At 70.7% G+C, this 20229-nt stretch carries 16 protein-coding genes; 5 read left to right on the top strand and 11 right to left on the bottom strand.

The features are described from left to right. Nucleotides 1-68: 68 nt before the first annotated feature. Entirely contained in the window at nucleotides 69-1223 is a 1155-nt protein-coding gene (locus tag OG485_RS27110) for a cystathionine gamma-synthase (protein WP_328671127.1), read from the bottom strand. Between the two features lie 155 nt (nucleotides 1224-1378). Here OG485_RS27110 and OG485_RS27105 point away from each other — a divergent pair, with 155 nt between their 5' ends. Next, entirely contained in the window at nucleotides 1379-2497 is a 1119-nt protein-coding gene (locus OG485_RS27105) for a hypothetical protein (RefSeq protein ID WP_328671126.1), read from the top strand. 240 nt (nucleotides 2498-2737) lie between these two features. On the opposite strand, the gene OG485_RS27100 is transcribed toward OG485_RS27105, so the two are convergent. Continuing rightward, nucleotides 2738-4087 carry a VanZ family protein gene (locus OG485_RS27100; protein WP_328671125.1) on the bottom strand — a complete coding sequence of 450 codons (1350 nt, stop codon included), beginning with the start codon at nucleotides 4085-4087 and terminating at the stop codon, nucleotides 2738-2740. Between the two features lie 189 nt (nucleotides 4088-4276). After that, complete coding sequence (locus tag OG485_RS27095; RefSeq protein ID WP_328671124.1) at nucleotides 4277-5455, bottom strand: M48 family metallopeptidase; 1179 nt, start codon at nucleotides 5453-5455, stop codon at nucleotides 4277-4279. Nucleotides 5456-5871: 416 nt separating this feature from the next. Here OG485_RS27095 and OG485_RS27090 point away from each other — a divergent pair, with 416 nt between their 5' ends. Further along, entirely contained in the window at nucleotides 5872-7101 is a 1230-nt protein-coding gene (locus OG485_RS27090; protein WP_328671123.1) for a serine hydrolase domain-containing protein, read from the top strand. Between the two features lie 31 nt (nucleotides 7102-7132). Here the strand turns inward: OG485_RS27090 and OG485_RS27085 are convergent, their stop codons facing one another. Further along, nucleotides 7133-9301 (bottom strand): restriction endonuclease, encoded by a 2169-nt coding sequence (locus OG485_RS27085; protein WP_328671122.1) that lies wholly within the window; start codon nucleotides 9299-9301, stop codon nucleotides 7133-7135. Between the two features lie 283 nt (nucleotides 9302-9584). Next, the gene (locus OG485_RS27080; protein ID WP_328671121.1) at nucleotides 9585-10628 is read right to left on the bottom strand and encodes an NAD(P)-dependent alcohol dehydrogenase; all 1044 of its coding nucleotides are present in this window, start codon (nucleotides 10626-10628) and stop codon (nucleotides 9585-9587) included. 174 nt (nucleotides 10629-10802) lie between these two features. Between OG485_RS27080 and OG485_RS27075 the strand changes: the two genes are divergently transcribed. Continuing rightward, the gene (locus tag OG485_RS27075; RefSeq protein ID WP_328671120.1) at nucleotides 10803-11717 is read left to right on the top strand and encodes a helix-turn-helix domain-containing protein; all 915 of its coding nucleotides are present in this window, start codon (nucleotides 10803-10805) and stop codon (nucleotides 11715-11717) included. Nucleotides 11718-11728: 11 nt separating this feature from the next. Here OG485_RS27075 and OG485_RS27070 read toward each other — a convergent pair whose 3' ends face one another. From OG485_RS27070 to OG485_RS27050, 5 genes are all read right to left on the bottom strand, one after another. Then, nucleotides 11729-12499 (bottom strand): group II truncated hemoglobin, encoded by a 771-nt coding sequence (locus tag OG485_RS27070; protein WP_328671119.1) that lies wholly within the window; start codon nucleotides 12497-12499, stop codon nucleotides 11729-11731. A 147-nt stretch (nucleotides 12500-12646) separates the two neighbouring features. Beyond that, complete coding sequence (locus OG485_RS27065) at nucleotides 12647-13330, bottom strand: ABC transporter ATP-binding protein (RefSeq protein ID WP_328671118.1); 684 nt, start codon at nucleotides 13328-13330, stop codon at nucleotides 12647-12649. Nucleotides 13331-13371: 41 nt separating this feature from the next. Then, nucleotides 13372-14835 carry an ABC transporter permease gene (locus OG485_RS27060; protein WP_328671117.1) on the bottom strand — a complete coding sequence of 488 codons (1464 nt, stop codon included), beginning with the start codon at nucleotides 14833-14835 and terminating at the stop codon, nucleotides 13372-13374. A gap of 215 nt (nucleotides 14836-15050) precedes the next feature. Then, nucleotides 15051-16319 (bottom strand): L,D-transpeptidase, encoded by a 1269-nt coding sequence (locus OG485_RS27055; RefSeq protein ID WP_328671116.1) that lies wholly within the window; start codon nucleotides 16317-16319, stop codon nucleotides 15051-15053. Nucleotides 16320-16570: 251 nt separating this feature from the next. Then, nucleotides 16571-16915: a hypothetical protein gene (locus OG485_RS27050; RefSeq protein ID WP_328671115.1), complete on the bottom strand. Its 345-nt coding sequence runs from the start codon at nucleotides 16913-16915 to the stop codon at nucleotides 16571-16573. Nucleotides 16916-17025: 110 nt separating this feature from the next. Here OG485_RS27050 and OG485_RS27045 point away from each other — a divergent pair, with 110 nt between their 5' ends. Then, nucleotides 17026-17391, top strand: coding sequence for a hypothetical protein (locus OG485_RS27045; protein ID WP_328671114.1), 366 nt, complete (start codon nucleotides 17026-17028; stop codon nucleotides 17389-17391). Nucleotides 17392-17428: 37 nt separating this feature from the next. After that, nucleotides 17429-18181: a DUF2625 family protein gene (locus OG485_RS27040; RefSeq protein WP_328671113.1), complete on the top strand. Its 753-nt coding sequence runs from the start codon at nucleotides 17429-17431 to the stop codon at nucleotides 18179-18181. 153 nt (nucleotides 18182-18334) lie between these two features. On the opposite strand, the gene OG485_RS27035 is transcribed toward OG485_RS27040, so the two are convergent. Continuing rightward, a complete protein-coding gene (locus OG485_RS27035; protein ID WP_328671112.1) occupies nucleotides 18335-20113 on the bottom strand; it encodes a DEAD/DEAH box helicase in 1779 nt (592 codons plus the stop codon). Nucleotides 20114-20229 lie beyond the last annotated feature (116 nt).

Here is a 20229-nt window from a genome sequence, read left to right as displayed (position 1 = left end):
GCCCAAAGTGGCGGCCCGGGGACACCTCCGGGTCAGCCCAGGGGTGGCGGCCCGGGGGTACCTCCGGCTCAGCCCAGGGCCTGCTGGAGGTCCTGAAGCAGGTCGTCGATGTTCTCGATGCCCACGGAGATACGGACGAGGTCGGCGGGGACCTCCAGCGCGGATCCGGCGACCGAGGCGTGCGTCATGCGTCCCGGGTGCTCGATCAGGGACTCCACCCCGCCCAGCGACTCACCGAGCGTGAACACCTTGGCGCGGTTGCAGACCTCGACGGCCGCCTCCTCGCCGCCCTCGACCTGGAAGGAGACCATGCCGCCGAACGCCCGCATCTGCTTGGCGGCGATCTCGTGACCGGGGTGCTCCGGGAGGCCCGGGTACAGAACACGCGTCACGCGCGCGTGACGGGTGAGCATCTCGGCGACGCGGCCCGCGTTCTCGCTGTGCCGGTCCATGCGCACGGAGAGGGTCTTGGTGCCGCGCAGCACCAGCCAGGAGTCGAAGGGCCCGGCGACCGCGCCCATCGCGTTCTGGTGGTACGCCAGCTCCTCGCCGAGTTCCTGGTCGCCGGTGACCAGGGCGCCGCCCACGACGTCCGAGTGGCCACCCATGTACTTGGTCAGGGAGTGCACGACGACGTCCGCGCCGAGCGCGAGCGGCTGCTGGAGGTAGGGGGTCGCGAAGGTGTTGTCGACGACGAGCCGGGCACCCGCCTCGCGCGCGATCTGCGCGACCGCGGTGATGTCCGTGATGCCGAGGAGCGGGTTGGAGGGGGTCTCGACCCAGATCGCCTTGGTCTTCGGGGTGAGGGCGGCCCGCACCGACTCGAGGTCGCTGGTGTCGGCCACCGACCATTCCACGCCCCACCGGGAGACGACCTTGGCGAAGAGCCGGAAAGTGCCGCCGTACGCGTCGTTGGGGATCACCACGTGGTCACCGGGGCTGAGCAGCGTACGCAGCAGGCAGTCCTCGGCCGCCAGTCCCGACGCGAACGCGAGGCCGCGGCGACCGCCCTCCAGGGCTGCGAGGTTCTCCTCCAGTGCGGTCCTGGTGGGGTTGGCGCTGCGGCTGTACTCGTAACCGCCGCGCAGGCCGCCGACGCCGTCCTGCTTGTAGGTCGAGACCTGGTAGATCGGCGGGACGACCGCTCCGGTGAGGGGGTCGGCGGTGTTGCCCGCGTGGATCGCGAGCGTCTCGAAATGCTGACTGATGTGCCTGTCGCTCATGAGTCCCGAGCCTAGTGCCCTCCGGGAGCTCATGACGGCGTACGCCAGGCGGCGCGGAGGGCCTTCGCGCGTGCGCCCGGCGGCGCGGAGGGCTTCGCGCACAGCGTGACGGACCGGGTTGGCCAATTGTCGGACCCGTCTGGTTCGCTGGAGGCATGCAGATTCTCTGGGTCCTGATGGCGCTGGCCATGTTCAGCGTGGTCCTGCTGCCGGTGTTCCGGCGCAGGCGCTCCGGTATACAACTGGTCACGCCCGGTGACCCGGACGCCGCGGACCCGGCGAACTACGGCTTCCTGCGCCAGGAGGAGCTGGACATCCGCATGCCCGGCCCGGACGCGGATCTGCTGAACGTCCTGGACGTGGTGCAGCGGACCCAGGACTACCGCGCGGCCTCGCAGCTCCTGGCCGGCACGGAGACCGAGGGCGAGACCCGCTGGCAGCGGGTGCAGGCCTTCGCGGGCGCCGCCGCCCTGGAGCTCCAGCAGCGCCCCGGCGGGGTCAGCGAGACACCGGGCGGCCAGTGGCTGCGCGTGTGGCGTGCCGAGGCCCCCAAGGACGCGGGCGGCGCGGCGGTGCACGCCGAGTTCCTGGTCCAGCAGGCCTGGCGGACGTCGACGCCGGGGTCCGACGACTTCCGGATCATCATGGAGGAGGCGCGGTCCGCGTGCGGCGACGCGGCGCTGCTGTCCCCCGGTGACCCGATCCCGTACATCATCGAGCTGTCGGTGGCCCGTGGACTCGGCTACTCCCAGCCGGAGTTCGAGAAACTCTGGCTGAAGATCCTGGACCGCTCGCCCTCCCACATGGGCGCGCATCTGGCGGCCCTGCACTACTGGTGCGAGAAGTGGCACGGCTCGCGGGAGACGGCGTACGCGTTCGCGGAGGCCGCGGCGGCACGCGCGCCGCAGGGCTCCCTCCTCGCGGCGATGCCGCTCTTCGCGGTCTTCGAGCACCTTCCCGAGGTGAACCTGGTCCGCAGCTTCTACCAGAGCGAGGTCGTGGCCAAGGCCGTCCACGGCGCGCTGTACGCGGTCCACGCGGCCCGTCCCGACGACCCGATGCTCGCCCACGTCCGCCATCTGCTGATCTGCTTCCTGGTCCGCGGCGAGCGCTGGTCCGAGGCGATGGACCAGCTGGTGCGCGTGGACGGCCACGTCGGCGCCCTGCCCTGGACCCTCAGTCCCGACCCGGCCTCGGACTACGCGATATACCGCGCGCTGGCGGTGGCGGGCTACGAGGCGAACGGCGGCAGTCCGGCGACGCTGTCGCACTGACGGCGCCGCGCGGGGGTGAGCGGCCCCGGGAATTCACTTGCCCGCCGGGAGCTCACCGACGCTCACGGGCACTCACGGGCACACGGGCCGCAGACCGGGCCTGAAGCCTGACGGACGGACCTCAGCCCTTCCCCTCTCCCCCGACACCCCCGGCCCCACCCCGGCAAAGCCGGTACACCTCGAACCCGGCGGCCGACATGAACGGCGGCCCGCAGCGGCGACGTCGGGGGAGGGCCGCCTTCACTCGTCGAAGACCCGACCGGTGCCCGCGTCGACGGCCGCACCGAGCGGCTCGCAGCCCGAACCGTCCTTGTCGGGCGCGCACTCCGTGTCAGTGATCTTCACGGACCACACCACCCGCCAGGGACCTTGCCAGCCCTTGGCCCGTTCGGCCTTCAGCACGTCGGCCCGGATCCGCAACGCCCCGACATCGGCACCGTTCTTCTTCTGCCGCTCCCTGACGACGTCCTCGGCCCGCTTCGCCGAAATCAGGTGAGCCGGGAGGTTCACGTGCTCGGGCCCGAGGTCCACCAGCATCCGCGAGACGCGGCCGGCCCGGTTGGTCTGTACGTCAAGGCTGCGGGGCATCACCACGCCGTGCTCCTTGAACCTCCAGGACGAGAGCCACCCGGACTCGGCCTTGCTGCCCACAGGCCGGGTCTCGTGCCACGAGGCCGCCTCGGCCCACGGGTAGTGGGCCTTCATGTACGTGCGGGCGACGAGGGACGCACCGTGAACGTCACGGGGCTTCGCGACACCGGGGACCGGAAAGCTCGCCTTGGCCGGGTGGGCGGAGTTCTCGAAGCTCACGTTCAGTCGGCGTCCACCGGGCCACATGAGCTCCGCGGGAAACCCGTCGGACATCTGGATGGATATCCAGCCGTTGTATCCGTCGAGGCCAGGACTGACACGCACGTCACCGACGTGGTAGTGGTTCCCGAACGCCTGCCGGACGGCCTGCTCGGCGGCCTCCCTCTCGGCGCCGTGCGCGTCCCGGACCCCGGAGCCGTCCACGTGGTCCAGGATGATCGCGGTCTGACAGACCACCGTCCCCGTCACTCCGAGCACCAAGGCCGCGATCAAGGTGTGCCCGGCCCACGCCTTCCACGCGACGCGCCCCCGCACCACCACAAGTCCCAGGGCCATGCCCAGCAGACCCCCACCGGCGTTCATCTCCATGTCGGCGCTGTCGCAGATACCGCTCACCAACGGCACCAGGGCCTGGGCGAGTTCGATGAGACACGGCAGGGCCAGGACACCGAAGAGCACGGGAAGCGTCCGGCGCAGTGCCAGCACGCCGAACATCCCGAGCGGGACGAACATCGCCAGGTTCCACAACCCTTGTGTGGTGTAAAGCGGTTCGGTGATCTCGTGGTTGATCACACACTCGGCACGCCCTGCCTCGCCTCCGCGCAGGGCGAGCGTGACACCGAGCACCCCGGTCAGGCAGAAGGCCAGGGCCAACCACCACAAGGAGTGGGGCACTTGGCGCCGACGTGCCAGTGCCCAGGCGGCTGGCCCCGCGACCGCGGCAACGACCGTCAGCCCGGCCAGGAACCACAGGTCGTCACCGAAGACAGCGGCGAACAAACCGAATCCTCTCGGTCGGTGATCCTGAAAGCGCCGGTGATCCTGAAAGCGCCCCCGAAGGAAATTCGGGGGCGCAACGCAAAGTTTTCAGTTCAGCAATTCGATATCAGGGTCTGAATCTTGTTCGCGACGGCGGGCGCGGCATCGGCCGCATATCCACGACCGGGGGAGGCGCCACGTCGCACTTGTTCACTGTGTCAGCGGGACGCAATCTCGCACGACCTTGCGCGTCAGCACTTGTTTGGGACGGCGGAGTTCGTCTTCGATGCGGTTCCGGTCGAGCTCGTCGAGCGTGATGGCTGCGCCGCCTCCCGGGACGCGGGCCAGTCGTGCCACGCGCAGGGGTCCGGACGGGAGACCGGCAGGGCCGACCACCGTTCCGATGCCGTCCGGCTCCGTGGTTTCGTCACACCCCCGCTTTTCGCGCAGACTCTCGGAATAGCGGGCGACCTTGTCCCAGAGCGCCTCCTGCGCAGCTGTCGCGGAGGAGCGGTCGCCTTTGAACGTCCGGGTCGCGATGGCCAGGCGATGTACTTCGATACCCACCGCGCGGGCCAGTTGTCGGTCCTGCAACGCGGCGACGGCTGCCTCGGTGGAAGCCATACGAGCGGCCAAGTCGTCCGCATCGAACTCCGCACGGCGTGTGGCCGGCAGGATGAGCCACGACAGCAGGCGGGCCGTCGCAGCCGCCGCCGCCCTCGGGATGCCCAGCAACCACTCGCCCTTCCGGGTCCTGGCGTTGAAGAGCGACGCACCCCCTGCTACGTCTCCCGCGTGAAATGAATGTGCGGGGGCACCCGACGGGATGTATGCGTCGTTTCCGGTTCGCGTCGTCCGGGCCATGGCGTTGAGGGACTCGAGTGCGGTACCGACGAACGCGTCTCCCCGGAGATCGCGACCGGAGAGGTGCCCCAGAGCGTGGGCAACGGCAGCAATCGGCTTCCGGGTGGGGTGGGCGGACCAGAGAGGAAGGCCGAGGACCAGGCACCGCTTGCGTCGTACCCCGTAGTGGGTGACGGTCACGGAGAACTCCGGACCGAGCTGGATCGCGTCGACGCGTCGCACCCCGGCTGCGTCCGCCATGCGATCCACCAGATCGAACAGAGCCGGGGCGTCCGCGTGCCGCAACGTGGGCAGCTCAGCATCCAACCTGCCCGGACGTGGGCGCAGCAACAGAGCCACGCCCAGCAGCACAACGCCCACCAGTGGCTGAACAGCCGTGCGGAACCCCAGCACGATCAACAGCACGCCACCGGTGAACAGTCCCGCCGTCACGAGATGGACCATGGCTGCGACGGCGTACGCGGCGACGGTCGTCCACCTGATCAGGAGCGGGCTTTCGGGTGGAGTCTGTCGGACACTGTCCATGGGGCCCCCTTCGGCGGTGAGCGCTCGGTGTCGCTCAGGCGTCCGTCGAGCTGACCAGTACGGCAGCCGACCGGCAAGCGGTCTGAGCAACATCTGAGCTCTGCCACGAACATCGCGTGCCGCGCTCCGCAAGGTTCCTGCGGGGACTCGGGCGGGCTGAGACGGTCGGCCACGGCCCTGGGCATCCGCCGGGCCCAGAACATCCACCGAAACCGGCCCGGACTGCTCGCCCAGGCCGTGGAGGGGCTGCCGGCCGAGGTTCCGCGATGCCGGCGTAACGGACCTCGGGGGCGTAGCTCCGAACGAGTGGACTCGGCGGAACGCTCATCGGACCGGGGCTCCTTCCGGGTGTGCGGGTGGTGGTGTTGCCGTCTGTTCCCGTGAGCTGGATCTGATCCGGAAGAGGCTCCCTCCCCATGCGACGTACCCCCTACCGCCGTCCGCTCGCCGCGGCGCTGCTCGCGGCGTCCGTGCTGGCCCCGCTGACAGCGGCGCAGGCCGCGGCCGTCCACGCGGCGGATGTCCGCACGACAGGCGTCCGCGCGACGGGCGAGGACGGATACGGCAAGGACGACGGCGCACGCGACAGTCTCAGCCCCGCGCTGAGCGCCCGGCTGGACAAGGCCATCGCGGACGTCCGCCGGCAGGCCGGTATCCCCGGCGTCGTCGTCGGGCTGTGGATGCCCGGCAAGGGGAACTACGTCCGCGCGACCGGCGTCGCGGACAAGGCCACCCGCGAGCCGATGTCCGCCGGCTCCTACGTCCGGATCGGCAGCGAGACCAAGACCTTCACCGTCACCGCGCTGCTCGAACTCGTCGACCGGCACCAGGTCCGGCTGGACGACCCGATCTCCCGCTACATCCCCGGCGTGCCGAACGGCCGCCGGATCACGCTGCGGCAGCTCGCCGGGATGCGCAGCGGACTGTTCCCGTACACCTCCGACGCGGACTTCGAGCACGACCTGCTGAGCGACCCGCAGCGCGCCTTCACCCCGCGGGAGCTGCTCGCGTACGGCTTCAAGCACCCGAACACCTTCGCCCCGGGCGCGCAGTTCGAGTACTCCAACACCAACCTCATCCTGCTGGGCCTGGTCGTCGAGAAGGTCACCGGTCACGAGCTGCGCGACGTCATCGAGCGGCGGGTCCTGCGCCCGGCCCGTCTGCGGCACACGCTGTTCCCGAAGGGGAACGAGTTCCCCGAGCCGCACCCGCAGGGCTACACCGACCAGACGCTGAGCGGCGAGGTCGCGAACTCCACGAACTGGAACCCCAGTTGGGGCTGGGCGGCCGGGGCGATGATCTCGAACCTCCAGGACCTGCGCCACTGGGCCAAGGTCGTCGCCACCGGCACGCTGCTCAGCCCCGCGACCCAGGCAGAGCGCCTCAGGACACTGCCGACCGGCTTCCCGGGAACGTCGTACGGCCTCGGCATCTTCGACGCCAGTGGATGGATCGGGCACAACGGCTCCCTGCCGGGATACGAGACGGTGACCGTCTATCTGCCCGCGAAGAAGGCCACCCTCGTCGTCATGATCAACACGGACATCACCTACCAGGGCCAGGAGCCGTCCACCCTGGTCGCCAGGGCCGTCACGGAGATCGTCACCCCGGACAACGTCTACGCCGGCGCGGTCGTCAGTCCCTGAGGCCCGCCCCCGCGACTGTCGGCGGGCGGTCCTACTCCACCGCGATGCCGAAGTCCCGTACGAGTTCCTCGAGACCGCCCGGGTAGCCCTTGCCTCCGAGGACGAACTTCCAGTTCCCGTCGTTCCGGCGGCGGAAGGAGCCGAGCACCAGGGCGGTCTCGCCCGGCCGGCCGTCGGAGACGTCGAGCCGGTCCAGTTCCGCGAGATCCTGGCCGAGCAGCCGGATGCAGGCGTCCGTGAAACCCGAGAGGTCGGCGTCCGGGGCGGCCTCGGGGTCCACGGCGGCGACGAGGACGACCCGGTCGGCCTCCGAGGGCAGCGTGTCGAAGGAGACGCCGATCGCGGCCTTGTCGGGCGGCGACGCGGGCAGCGCGGACACCGAACCGTCCGGTGTCCGCGGGTTGTTGTAGAAGACGAAGTGATCGTCGCCGAGGACACGGCCACCCCGGCAGACGAGCGCGCAGACGTCCAGGGCGACGCTTCCGCTCCATCCCATGCCCAGGATGTTGTGGCCGTCGGGCAGCCGGGGCCCCGGATCCGGCTGCCCGGACCCCTGATCCGGCCGTGACGGCCTCGACGACGGCCTGGCCAATGGCTCCGACGACGGCTGCGACGGCCTCCCTGAGGACCGGGACGGTCGCGGTGACGGCCCGGAGGCCGGTTCCGCCCGCGAGCGGCCCGCGTCGCCCAGCCTCCCCCGCAGCCCATGGCGGTGCAGCAGGTCCACGAGTTCGGGGCCCGCGATCAGCTCCAGCGGCTTGCCGTCGGCGAAGGTGTGCGAGCCGGGGCCGAACCCCGACGTCGTCACGAGCACCCCCTTGTTGGCGCCCGCGTCCTGCACCGTCCCGTACAGATCGCGTACGGCGGTGGGCGGCACGGTGTTCCGGTACCGCTTCACCTGGACGACGATCTTGCCGCCACGGATCGGCGCCGGGTCCAGCGCGTCGACGTCCACGCCGCCGTCGTTCGAGCGCTGGGTCGTCACCGCCTGCATCCCCATGGCCCGGAAGAGATCGGCCACGAGCTCCTCGAACGCGATCGGGTCCATGGCGTACAGGTCGGGTTCCTCGTCGCTGCCGTGGGCGACGACACGGTTCCCGACGTCCTGCGGCCGCCGGCCCGGCCGTACGGGGGTGAGCTGGTCCGGGCGGGCCGAGAGCTGCCCGCGCAGTCCGTCGCTCAGACAGCTGCCCGCGTCCACCTGCGCCAGGTGCAGTCCGAGGAACGAGGAGCGGGCCGCCATGACCGTGACGAGAACGATGTGGTCCGGCCGGCCCGTGGCGGGGTCGTGTCCGTCCACGAAGCCGTTCAGGACGACCGATTCGAGTGCGCCCTGCTCGTCGGCTCCGAAGAGCTCGTGCAGCACGAGCAGCGCGCACTGCGCGAGGACCTCGCGGTACAGGCTCCGCCGCTGGGTCACGGGACGGGCGGTCTCCTTGTCCTGATCGGCCCCGGACAGGTACCGGACGGACTTCACCTCGGGGACGACGTCGTACGCGGGCAGCTCCCAGTCGAGGACGAGCTGCCCGGCCGCCGCGTCGTAGGCGGCGGCGATCCGGCGCGGAAAGCCCTCCGGCCACGCCGAGGACGAGTAGAGAGCGGCCGAGAAGTACTCGATCACGGAGTCGGGATCCCTGCGGCGGACCCCTTCGGCCACCTCGGCGACACCCGCGTTGTGCCGCCGCACCTCCGCCAGCCGGCCGTCGGCCCACTGCTGGTACTCCCGCTGGTACGACGCCAGTTGCCGCTGCCGGTGCGCCTCGGCGGCCTGGGCCGCGTGCCAGTCCCGCTCGAAGCGCGCCTGGGCCTCGGCCTGCGCCTGCGCCCGGCGGTTCGCGGTCCAGCCGCTCTGCGCCTGGTACAGGCCGATGTCCGGCATGACCACCGGCTGGGCCAGCTGCCCCGGGGCGAAGGGCTGGATGTCCTCGGGGCGCAGGAGCGCGGCGGCCCGGAAGGCGGGCGCCCGGCAGCCCGCGGCGAGCAGGCCCTGCAACGAGGCGACCTGCGCGTCCAGTTCCTCGGTACGGCGCCGCGCCTCGGCCTGCCGGTACTCGCGGTACTCCGTGACGGCGCGCCGCTGCTGGGCCCGCGCCTGCTGCTCCTCCTGCCGGCGCCGTCGCGCGTCGAGCTCCCGCTGGCGCTGCTGCTGCCGCTGAACCTCGGCCCAGACGCCGACGAGACCCGTAGAGCGACGACTCATGTGGTGCAGGCCCTCCCCCGATGCCGGCAGCCCGAAAGGCCCCGTTGGTTGTCCCCACAACCATGTGTAAAAGGGTGACTCTATCCAGTAATCGCCGTCCCGCACATCCGTTGGGCGGCGGCCGCCGGAACCGGGCATTCTGGCAGGTCACCTCCGGTGAGAAGCACGAAGGCGCCGTTCCGGTCGTACGACCGGAACGGCGCCCAGGGGTCCTGCTTCACGAGACGGCCGGACCGCCCGGCCTGCCGGCCGGGACCGGCGGATCGTGGCCGGGCCGCCGGGACTAGCCGATCGTGGCCGCGTCGATCACGAAGCGGTAGCGGACGTCGCTCGCCAGGACCCGCTCGTACGCCTCGTTGATCTCGGACGCGTCGATCAGCTCGATCTCGGCGCCGAAGCCGTGCACGGCGCAGAAGTCCAGCATCTCCTGGGTCTCCTGGATGCCGCCGATGCCGGAGCCCGCGAGGGTCTTGCGGCCGCCGATCACCGAGAAGAGGTTGAGGCGGACCGGCTCCTCGGGGGCGCCCACGTTCACGAAGGCGCCGTCCGTGCGCAGCAGCGCGAGGTAGGCGTCCAGGTCCAGCGGGGCGGAGACGGTGGACAGGATCAGGTCGAACGTGCCGCGCAGCGCCTTGAACGTCTCCGGGTCGCTGGTGGCGTGGTAGTGGTCGGCGCCGAGCTTCAGGCCGTCGTCCTTCTTGCGCAGCGACTGGGAGAGGACCGTGACCTCGGCGCCGAGCGCGTGCGCGATCTTGACGCCCATGTGGCCGAGACCGCCCATGCCGAGGACGGCGACCTTCTTGCCGGGGCCCGCGTTCCAGTGCTTGAGCGGGGAGTACGTGGTGATGCCGGCGCAGAGCAGCGGCGCGGCCACGTCGAGGGAGATGCCGTCGGGGATGCGCAGGGTGTAGTTCTCGTCGACGACGATCTTCTGGGAGTAGCCGCCGTAGGTGGGCTCGCCGTCCTTGCCGACGGCGTTGTACGTGCCGACGCCGCCGCCGGTGCAGTACTGCTCCAGACCGGCGGCGCAGTTGTCGCACTCACGGCAGGAGTCGACCAGGCAGCCGACGCCCACGCGGTCGCCGACCTTGAACTTGGTGACACCGGAGCCGACCTCGGCGACGATGCCGGCGATCTCGTGGCCGGGCACCATCGGGAAGGCGGCCTTCCCCCAGCCCTCGCGGGCCTGGTGGATGTCGGAGTGGCAGATGCCGGCGAACTTGATGTCGATCAGGACGTCGTGCTCCCTGACCTCACGGCGCTCGATGGTGGTGCGCTCCAGCGGAGCCTTGGCGGCGGGAGCGGCGTACGCAACGACAGTGGTCATGCCGGGGTTCTCCTCGGGAGGGGGGTGGTCCGTGCCCGGCTGTCTCACGCCGGGCACGGCGTCCAGCCTGCCCGATCCCCCGGGGTTCACCCAGGCCACGCTTCTGCGTACGTTCGCTGGTCCTACCACTGGCGGGGTCAGGCTCCGCGGCGTACGACCGTCGATACTGGACGTATGGATGAACAGCCCTCCGAAGTGCCCGCCGGGGAGGCGGCCCACCCTCTGGACCGGCGCGCCGAGCTGAGCGAGTTCCTGCGCAGCCGCCGCGCCCGGCTGAAGCCGGAGGACGTCGGGATGCCCGACTTCGGGCGGCACCGCCGGGTGCCCGGGCTGCGCCGCGAGGAGCTGGCCCAGCTGGCCGGGGTGTCCGTCGCCTACTACACACGCCTCGAACAGGGCAACGGCCGCAACGTGTCGGCCGAGGTGCTGGACTCCATCGCGCGGGCGCTGCGTCTGACGGATGCCGAGCACAACCACCTCACGCACCTCGCGAAGCCCAAGCAGCACAAGAAGAGGCAGGCGGCCAGGCCGCAGCAGGTGCGCGGCTCCCTGCGCCAGCTGCTGGACACGATCGACGGCGTCCCCGCGTACATCACCGGCCGGCGCTCGGACGTGCTCGTGTGGAACCGGATGGCCGCGGCCGTGTTCGGGGACTGGTCGGAGCTGCCGCCGCAGGAGCGGAACTGGGCGCGGATGGTCTTTCTGCGGCCCGAGTACCGGGAACTGTTCGTGGAGTGGGAGCAGAAGGCGATCGACATCGTCTGTCTGCTGCGCATGGACGCGGGCTGCCATCCGGACGATCCGCGGCTGGCCGCGCTGGTCGGGGAGCTGTCCGTGAAGAGCGAGGACTTCCGGCGGCTGTGGGCGACGCACGACGTGAAGGAGAAGAGCCACGGGGTGAAACTGCTGCGGCATCCGCTGGTGGGCGACCTCGCGTTGCAGTTCGAGTCGTTCCGGCTGATCGGCGACAGCGAGCTGGCGCTGGTCACGTATCACGCGGAGCCGGGGTCCGGCTCGGCCGAGGCGTTGCGGCTGCTGGCGTCGTGGGGGACGGACGCGACCCGGGCGGGCGCGTCCTCACCCCGCTGACGGATCCGGGCTCACGGCATGTACGGCGGCGCCGCGCCCCACGTCCACCTCGGTACGGGCTGTTCCGCCGGCGGCTTCGCGTCCGGGCCGGAGAAGTAGACGGCCAGCCTCGTGCCCCACTCGGCGTAGGCGAGGAAGGCGGAGCGGAACTCGGCGTCGGTGGGGAGTCCCGCGTCGTCGGCGGCGTCCTGGAGCAGGTTCACCCAGCGGCGGCGCTGGACCTCCGTGATGCCCTTGCCCAGGTGCTTGGCGACCATGTGGCCGTGGCCGCCCTGGGTCTCGGAGTAGGCGGACGGTCCGCCGAAGACCTCGCCGAGCCAGAGGGCGACATGGGCGGCGTGTTCGGGCGCGAGGCCGGCGAACAGCGGCGCGAGGAGGTCGTCCTTGAGGACCCTGCCGTAGAAGGCCTCGGTGAGACGGGCGAAGGCCTCGGCGCCGCCCGCCCAGGCGTAGAGCGTGGGCACGGAGGCGCCCTGGCCCCGTACCGAGGTCGGCTTGTAGTGGCGCATCTCCTCGATGCTGCCGATGTACGGGCGGATCTCGGCGAGGAAGTCGGGGAAGAGCGCGGAGGTGCGGAAGCCCTCGATGTGGTCCTCGGTCGAGGTCCAGGTGATCCTCAGGATGAAGTGCTCGAAGTCGTCCTCACAGCGTGCGAGTTCGTAGTCGACGCACTGCGGGGCCGCGGCGAGCTGGACGGCGGCGCGGGTGTAGGCGGCCAGGAACTCGGCCGACTGCTCCTCGGGAATCCGGTAGCGGACGTATTCGACTGTCGAGACGGTCATGCCCCCACACAAACACGGAAGGGCCACCGGAAGCTCTCTTTCCGGTGACCCTTTCGCTGCGGGCTCACTTCCGCGCCGTGCGGAACGGGCCCGAGGCCGCCGGCCGGAGCACGCACGCTCCGCCCCGCGGTCCCGTGCCCGATGCCGCTACGCTCCCGCGTTCTCCTTGACGGTGATCTTCCCCTTGCGGATCGTGGCGACGCGCGGGGCCTTCTTCGCGATCGCGGAGTCGTGGGTGACCATGATGAAGGTCAGCCCGTGCTCCTTCCACATGGCTTCGAGCACGTCCATGATCTCGTCGCGCATGCCCTCGTCGAGGTTGCCGGTGGGCTCGTCGGCGAGCAGCACCTTGGGCTGCTTGACCAGGGCACGGGCGATCGCCACGCGCTGCTGCTGACCGCCCGACAGCTCGGCGGGCAGGTGCCCGAGCCGCTCGGCGAGCCCCACGGACTCCAGGGCCGCCGCGGCCCTGGCACGCCGCTCCTTCGCCTTCACGCGCAGCGGTACGAGCGCGGTCTCGACGTTCTCCTGGGCGGTGAGCGTGGGGATCAGGTTGAAGCTCTGGAAGACGAAGCCGATGTTCTCGCTGCGCACCTTGGTGAGCTTCGCCTCGGACAGCCTGGCCATGTCGACGCCGTCGAGTTCGACGCTGCCCGCGGTGGGGCGGTCGAGCCCGCCGAGCATCTGGAGCAGGGTGGACTTGCCTCCGCCGGTGGGCCCCTGGATGACGAGCCGGTCGCCGTCGCCGATCGTCAGGTCGATCCCCGCGAGCGCGTCGATCGTTTCCTTGCCCCGCGCATAGCGCTTGGTGACGCCTCTGAGTTCGTACATGGTCTTACTCCTGGGATACGTAAGTACGTGAGGGGCGGGGCTTATTCGACGCGGCGCAGGGCGTCGGCGGGGCGCAGCCTGGAGGCGCGCCAGCCGCCGAAGGCTCCGGCGATCAGGCCGCCGGCCACGGCCAGGGCGACCGCGATGACGATGGTGTTGACGCTGACGGGCGCGGTGAGCGCGACGTCGAGGGCCTTGGAGGCGGTCTGCCGCGCCGGGCCGCCGAAGCCGCCGCCGCCGGGACCGCCGCCCTGGCCGCCGCCGCCCGTGTTCCCCAGCTGTGCCTGGAGGTTGGGGCTGATCTCGGTGACGACATAGGCGCCGGCGAGGCCGAGGGCGATACCGAGGGCACCGCCGACCAGACCGTTGACGATGGCCTCGCCGACCACCTGGCGGGTCACCCGGCTCGACTTCCAGCCGAGCGCCTTGAGGGTGCCGAACTCGCGCACCCGGCGGGACACGGCGGAGGAGGTGAGCAGACCGGCGACCAGGAACGCGGCCACGAGCACCGCGATCGACAGCCACTTGCCCACGCTCGAGGCGAGGTCGGAGGCGGTGGACAGGGAGCCGGAGACCGTGTCCGCGAGGTCGGCGGAGGTGGTGACCGTCGTACCCGAGATGTTCTTCTGGATGGTGCTCTTGACGCCGGAGATCTGCTGCGAGTCCGACGCCTTGACGTAGATCGTCGTGACCTTGTTCTTGGAGTCGCTGAGCGTCTGCGCCTGCTGGAGCGGGATGTAGAGGTTGGCCGCCGCGTCACCGCTGTCGGGCGTCGCGATACCGATGATCTTGTACTTGACGCTCTTGACGGTGACGGTGCCACCGAGCTTGAGCTTCTTCTCCTTGGCGTACGACTTGTCCGCGACGGCGACCTTGGCGTTCGTCTCGGAGGTCTTGAACGTACGACCGCTGGTGATCTTCGACGAGGTCAGCGGGCCCAGGGCCGGCTTGGTGACGTCGGTGCCGTAGACCGTGTAGTTGTTGACGTCGAAGTTGGCGCCGCCGCCCTCGACGCGGCCCTGCGGGGACTGCTGGCCGCCGCCGGGGCCGCCCTGCCGGCTGCCACCGCTGTTCGGGTCCTGCTTGAACTGGCCCCGGGTGAACTGGCCGTTGATGCGGATGACCTGGAGGCTCAGGCCCCCGACGGAGTCCGCGACGCCCTTTTGCGCGTCGACCTTGGAGACGGTCGAGGAGGCCAGGGTCTGGAAGCCCTGGACCATGACGCGGTCGCTGCTCTGTTCCTTGTCGGAATCGCTGTCCTTCGCGTCGAAGTTGAAGCGCGGGCGGTCGCTGGTGCTGTTGGCCGGCGCGGCGGCCTTGGTGACCGTCATGTCGGTCCCCAGCCCGTACAGCGACTGGAGGACCTTGCCCTGCGCCTTCTCCATGCCCGAGGACACGGAGCTGACCACGATGACCAGGGCTATGCCCAGGGCGAGCCCGGAGGCGACGACGAGGGCCGCCTTTCTGCGGCGGCGCAGTTCGCGCCTCAGGTAGGTGAAGAACATGTGCCGCAAGCTAGTTACGGCGTGTGATGAAGGAATAAGGCCGAAATAAGAGAACCATGAGAAGGCTGTGGCCGGGCCCAGAAATCTTTGGGAGACACCGATGCGGCGGCGGCCCGTGAGGGCCACCGCCGCATCGGTGTTCGTTCGCTTCCCGGCCTCGGCGGACCGTCAGGTCCCGCCTCGGCCTCCGCGGACCGTCGAGGTCCCGCTTCGGCTCAGGCGGCCGAACCGGCCTTCCAGGCCGCCCAGTTCAGGTTCCAGCCGTTGAGGCCGTTGTCCGGGGCGATGGTCTTGTCGCCGGTGTTCTTGACGACCACGACGTCACCGATCAGCGAGTGGCTGAAGAACCACGCGGCGGGCGTGCCGGCGTCGTTGGCACCCTTGGTGTCCGACAGACCCACACAGCCGTGGCTGGTGTTGACGGAGCCGAAGATGGACTTCGCGCCCCAGTAGTTGCCGTGGATGAAGGTGCCGGAGTTCGACAGACGCATGGCGTGCGGCACGTCCTTGATGTCGTACTCGCCCTTGCCCTTCTCGTCCTTGAAGCCGACCGTCGAGCCGTCCATCCGGGTCTCCTTGAACTTCTCGGAGATCACCATCTGGCCCTGGTACGTGGTGTTCTCCGGGGCGCCCGCGGAGATCGGGATGGTCTTGACGACCTTGCCGTCCTGGGTGACCTGCATCGTCTTGGTCTTGGCGTCGACGATGGAGACCTGGTTGCGGCCGATCTTGAAGGTGACCGTCTTCTGCTGCACGCCGTAGACACCGCTCGCGCCCTGGACCCCGTCGAGGTCCAGCTTGAGGGTGACGGTGGAGCCGCCGGTCCAGTAGCTCTCGGGGCGGAAGTCCAGGCGGTTGGCGCTGAACCAGTGCCCGACGACCTCCTGGCCGCTGCTGGAGGAGACGGTGATCCCCTTCTGCACCGCGGCCTTGTCGGTGATCGCCTTGTCGAAGTTGATCGAGACCGGCATGCCGACACCGACGGTGGAACCGTCCTCGGGCGTGAAGTTGCCGATGAAGCTGTTGGCCGGGGAGACCGTGGTGAACGACGCGTTCTCGTGGGCGGTGCGGCCCTCGGAGTCGGCGGCCTCGGCGGCGACCTTGTACGTGGTGGCGCGCTCCAGGCGGTTCAGCGGCTTCCAGGTCTTCTTGTCCGCCGATATCTGACCGGCGACGGCGGTGCCGGACGCGGTCTTCATCGTGACGGACGTGAGCGAGCCCTTGGTGACCGTGACGGCGGTGCCGTTGTTGATCGAGGCGTTGTCGGAGCCGTCCTTGGGCGTGATCTTGATCAGGGCCTCGGACGTCTTCTTGGCCGCCGCCTCGTCGACCTTGGCCTGCGACGTGGAGTCGCTGCCGTCCGATGCGCCGGCCTTGTCTCCGCCTCCGCTGCACGCAGAGAGCACCAGCACCCCGCCGAGCAGTGCGGACGCCGCCACAAGACGCCTGCGCCGCTTACTGTTCGTCATCACACGCTTCTCCATCGTCGCCTATTCCCGAAAAGGACCACGGGAGTCCCGTAACTCGTAAGAACGCCGCAACCGGTTCGCCCCGTTCCACTTCACACGGAAGTGTGGCCCACGACACGTCCGCCGCGTCCGCCGCGTATGGACACATCGACCGAAGCGGTACGGAAGGGTGGCGCGGAGGGGTGGTGCGGAGGCGGCCGCGCTTCACCGGGGACAAAGAACCCCGGACAGCGGTCGCCGGCCGGGGTCAGGGTTCCCGGACTGCTTCAGCCGCGCACGTCTTCCTCGTCGTCCTCGTCAGCATCATCCTCGTCGATGTCCCAATCCGGCGAATCGGGATCATAGTCAATGGGCTCGCTGCTCCACGAGGCCTGCGCGAGTTCGATTCCAGGCACCTCGCTGACCAGGTCGAACGGGTCGACGAGATAGGCGAGGGCCTCCGCCGTGTCTTCCGTCACTGCGCCCTCGGCATGCGCTCTCTCGTCGGCCGGCATGTCCTTGTCGGCGCCGATCCGGCCCAGCGCGGCCCGGGTGACGGCGTCGGCGTCGTCGATCTCCAGCACGAGTTCGACACGAAGCCGTACAAACTGTGAAGTCTCTGGGGTGCTCATGGGAGGGAGCGTACGGCCCCCGGCATGCGCGACTTTCCCACGACCCGCGCCTTTCACTAGCATCGGCCCCCACGGCCAATTCGCTAGCGCCACAAGGGGATCGATATTTCGTGTCCGCCGCACGTCGATCGTTGCTGACCGCCACCGCAGCGGGGACCCTCCTGGGTGCCCTGTGGTTCGTCCCGTCCGCCAACGCGACCCAGGACGTACCCACACCGGGCTCGACGACGTCGACGTCCGCGGCACCGACCGTCACCGCGTCGGCACGAACGTCCGCCGTGGCGGACGGCAACGGGACCCGCACGCTCTCCGGCGACGACGGGCCGCACCCGCTCTCCGGTGACAACGGGACCCGGCTCGCGGACACGGGCGCCGTGGACACCACTCCGTATCTCGTCGGCGGCACGCTCCTGCTCGGTCTGGGCGCCGGATTCGTGGCCTATTCCGTGCGCCGAGAGCGCATGATGGGCTACTGAGCGCGTCGACCGCGTCCGGACAACCCACGGGGAAGCCATGCGAGAGCTGAGCGAGCTGACCGACGTCGAGGAACCGGCCTGGCCGCTGCTCTCCAAGGCGATCGCAGCGAGCGGGGTGTCCATGGAAGTGCCCCCGGTGGACCCCGATCTGGGCCGCGCGAGCCTGCTCCAGCTCCAGGTCACCGCACGGTCCTGGCTGGGCGGGATGGTGCTCAACTGCGGCGGCGTGGTGCTGGACAGCGGATGGCTGCGGATCTACGGCAGTCCGGCCGAGGACGAGCCGACGGGGCTGCCGGGCGGCTCGACGGACCTGCCCTCGCTGGCCGAAGTCAACGGATTCCCCGAGTACTTCGATCCCGGCTGGCGCCCGCGGGACGGCGGGCTCGTCGTCGGCCACGACGTGCTGGGCGGGGTGTTCGTCCTCAACGGCGCCGACCCGGAGTCGGTGGGGCGTCCCGGCCATCCCGGCGAGGTCGTGTACTTCGCGCCGGACTCCCTGAAGTGGGAGGCGCTCGAAGTGGGCCACGGGGCATGGCTCCAGTGGCTGCTGGGCGAGGGCACGGACAAGTTCTACGACACGCTGCGCTGGCCCGGCTGGCGGGCCGAGTCCGGCGCCCTCACGGGCACGCAGGGGCTGTCCGTGATGCCGTTCCTGTGGTCGGCGGAGGCGCGGCGCGATCTGATGTCGACCAGCCGCCGCGCGGTGCCGCTGGCGGAACTGCTCAGCCTGCACCGGGACTTCGCCCTGAAGCTGGACGGGATCGACCCGGGTTTCCTCGGCGACGTCTGAACCCCCGCACCACGCGGCCCGGTTCGGCTCCGGGAACCGCGAGAGGCGGTCTCCCGGCCGCGGGGCGTGGTCCGTTCACGCGGCGGCCCCGCACCCCACGGGCATGATGCCAGGGGGTGCGGGGCCGCGGCGAAGCCGAACGATCCGGTCCGGTCAGGCGGCCTTGCGGCCGCCACCGCCCTGGCCGCCGTTCTGACCACCGCGCTGCGGAGCACGCCCGCGGCCGCCGGAGCGACCGGCACCCGCGCCACCACCGGCCTCCGTACGACGACCCGCGCCACCACCGGTCTCGGTACGACGACCCGCGCCACCACTGGTCTCGGTACGACGACCCGCGCCGCCACCGGCCTCGGTACGACGGCCCGCGGCCGCTCCCCCGGTGCTCGCGCGGCGTCCGGCGGCCGTGCCGCCCGTCGCGGCGTCCGTGCCCGGACGTCCGCCGCGCTGCCGGCGGGCCTGGCCGTCGGAGCTGGTGCGTCCGGCCGTGTCGCCGCCGGCGACCGCCGGGCGCCTGGCCCCGCCCCCGGTGGCACGCCGCGCCTTGGGCCGCTGCTTCGGCTGTTCGGCCTGCTGCGGAACCTCGATGACGACCGGCACCCCGGAGGGCTCGCGGGCGCCGGTGAGGCGGGCGAGTTCCTCGTCGCTGGACTTGACGCGGGCGGTGCGCGGCGTGATGCCCGCGTCCGCCATGAGCCGGGTCATCTCACGCTTCTGCTCGGGGAGCACCAGGGTGACGACGCTGCCGGACTCTCCGGCGCGGGCGGTGCGGCCGCCGCGGTGGAGGTAGTCCTTGTGGTCGGTCGGCGGGTCGACGTTGACCACGAGGTCGAGGTCGTCGATGTGGATGCCGCGGGCCGCCACGTTCGTGGCGACGAGCGCGGTGACCTGACCCGTCTTGAACTGGTCCAGCGTGCGGTTGCGCTGCGGCTGGCTGCGCCCGCCGTGCAGCGCGGAGGCCCGGACACCGCTGGCGAGCAGCCGCTTGGTGAAGCGGTCGGCACCGCGCTTGGTGTCGACGAAGAGGATCACCCGGCCGTCGCGGGCGGCGATCCGCATCGCGACCGCCTTCTTGTCGGTCTCGTCGGCGACGTGCAGCACGTGGTGCTCCATGGTCACCACGGCGCCCGCGGACGGGTCGACGGAGTGCACCACGGGGTCGGTGAGGAACATCTTGACGAGCCGGTCGATGTTCTTGTCGAGCGTGGCCGAGAAGAGCAGCCGCTGGCCGCCCGGCTCGACCTGCTTGAGCAGCGCGGTGACCTGGGGCATGAAGCCCATGTCGGCCATCTGGTCGGCCTCGTCCAGCACGGTGATCGCGACCTGTCCGAGGGCGCAGTCGCCGCGCTCGATGAGGTCCTTGAGCCGCCCGGGGGTGGCCACGAGCACCTCGACGCCGCGGCGCAGCGTGCCGGCCTGCCGGCCGATCGACATCCCGCCGACGGCCGTGGTCACGCGCAGGTTGACGGCGGTGGCGTACGGCGTCAGCGCGTCGTCGACCTGCTGGGCGAGTTCGCGGGTGGGGACGAGGACGAGCGCGAGCGGACTGCGCGGCTCGGCCCGGCGGCCGGCGGTGCGGGCGAGGAGCGCGAGCCCGAAGGCGAGCGTCTTGCCGGAGCCGGTGCGTCCGCGGCCGAGCACATCGCGCCCGGCGAGGGAGTTCGGCAGCGTGGCGCCCTGGATCGGGAAGGGATCAGTGACACCCTGGGCCGCGAGGGTCTTCGTCAGGGCGGCCGGCATGTCCAGCGCGTCGAAGGAGTCGACCGCGGGCAGCGCCGGGGTGATGGTCTCGGGCAGGGAGAACTCCTGCGGCGGCGCGACCTTGCGGGCGCCGGGGCGCCCGGCACTCCGGCCTGCGTTCCTCGCGGAACCGCCGGTCTGTACGGCGCGCGCGTTTGCCGGCCGCTTACGGACGGGACGTTCGGATCGAGTCATGCTGGATCTGGATTTCCTTCCTGGGCCCACGGACTGCACACACAGCGCTCACCGACTGCATGAGCTGTCACAGCGCTGAGCCGGGACCCGCACCCGAAGGCGCGGGACCCGGCTCT

It is taken from the genome of Streptomyces sp. NBC_00328 (assembly GCF_036139655.1).
In the GTDB taxonomy this organism is placed as follows: Bacteria; Actinomycetota; Actinomycetes; order Streptomycetales; family Streptomycetaceae; genus Streptomyces.
The sequence above is the reverse complement of the archived record's forward strand: the minus strand, read 5'-3'. Positions and strand labels throughout refer to the sequence as shown.

Bases quoted from the DNA above. Each gene is read 5' to 3' on its own strand.
- OG485_RS27095 (WP_328671124.1), bottom strand. From the start codon at position 5,455: ATGGACAGTGTCCGACAGACTCCACCCGAAAGCCCGCTCCTGATCAGG.
- OG485_RS27055 (WP_328671116.1), bottom strand. From the start codon at position 16,319: ATGGAGAAGCGTGTGATGACGAACAGTAAGCGGCGCAGGCGTCTTGTG.
- OG485_RS27065 (WP_328671118.1), bottom strand. From the start codon at position 13,330: ATGTACGAACTCAGAGGCGTCACCAAGCGCTATGCGCGGGGCAAGGAA.
- OG485_RS27040 (WP_328671113.1), top strand. From the start codon at position 17,429: ATGCGAGAGCTGAGCGAGCTGACCGACGTCGAGGAACCGGCCTGGCCG.
- OG485_RS27070 (WP_328671119.1), bottom strand. From the start codon at position 12,499: ATGACCGTCTCGACAGTCGAATACGTCCGCTACCGGATTCCCGAGGAG.
- OG485_RS27090 (WP_328671123.1), top strand. From the start codon at position 5,872: ATGCGACGTACCCCCTACCGCCGTCCGCTCGCCGCGGCGCTGCTCGCG.
- OG485_RS27080 (WP_328671121.1), bottom strand. From the start codon at position 10,628: ATGACCACTGTCGTTGCGTACGCCGCTCCCGCCGCCAAGGCTCCGCTG.
- OG485_RS27050 (WP_328671115.1), bottom strand. From the start codon at position 16,915: ATGAGCACCCCAGAGACTTCACAGTTTGTACGGCTTCGTGTCGAACTC.
- OG485_RS27085 (WP_328671122.1), bottom strand. From the start codon at position 9,301: ATGAGTCGTCGCTCTACGGGTCTCGTCGGCGTCTGGGCCGAGGTTCAG.
- OG485_RS27110 (WP_328671127.1), bottom strand. From the start codon at position 1,223: ATGAGCGACAGGCACATCAGTCAGCATTTCGAGACGCTCGCGATCCAC.
- OG485_RS27105 (WP_328671126.1), top strand. From the start codon at position 1,379: ATGCAGATTCTCTGGGTCCTGATGGCGCTGGCCATGTTCAGCGTGGTC.
- OG485_RS27035 (WP_328671112.1), bottom strand. From the start codon at position 20,113: ATGACTCGATCCGAACGTCCCGTCCGTAAGCGGCCGGCAAACGCGCGC.
- OG485_RS27075 (WP_328671120.1), top strand. From the start codon at position 10,803: ATGGATGAACAGCCCTCCGAAGTGCCCGCCGGGGAGGCGGCCCACCCT.
- OG485_RS27060 (WP_328671117.1), bottom strand. From the start codon at position 14,835: ATGTTCTTCACCTACCTGAGGCGCGAACTGCGCCGCCGCAGAAAGGCG.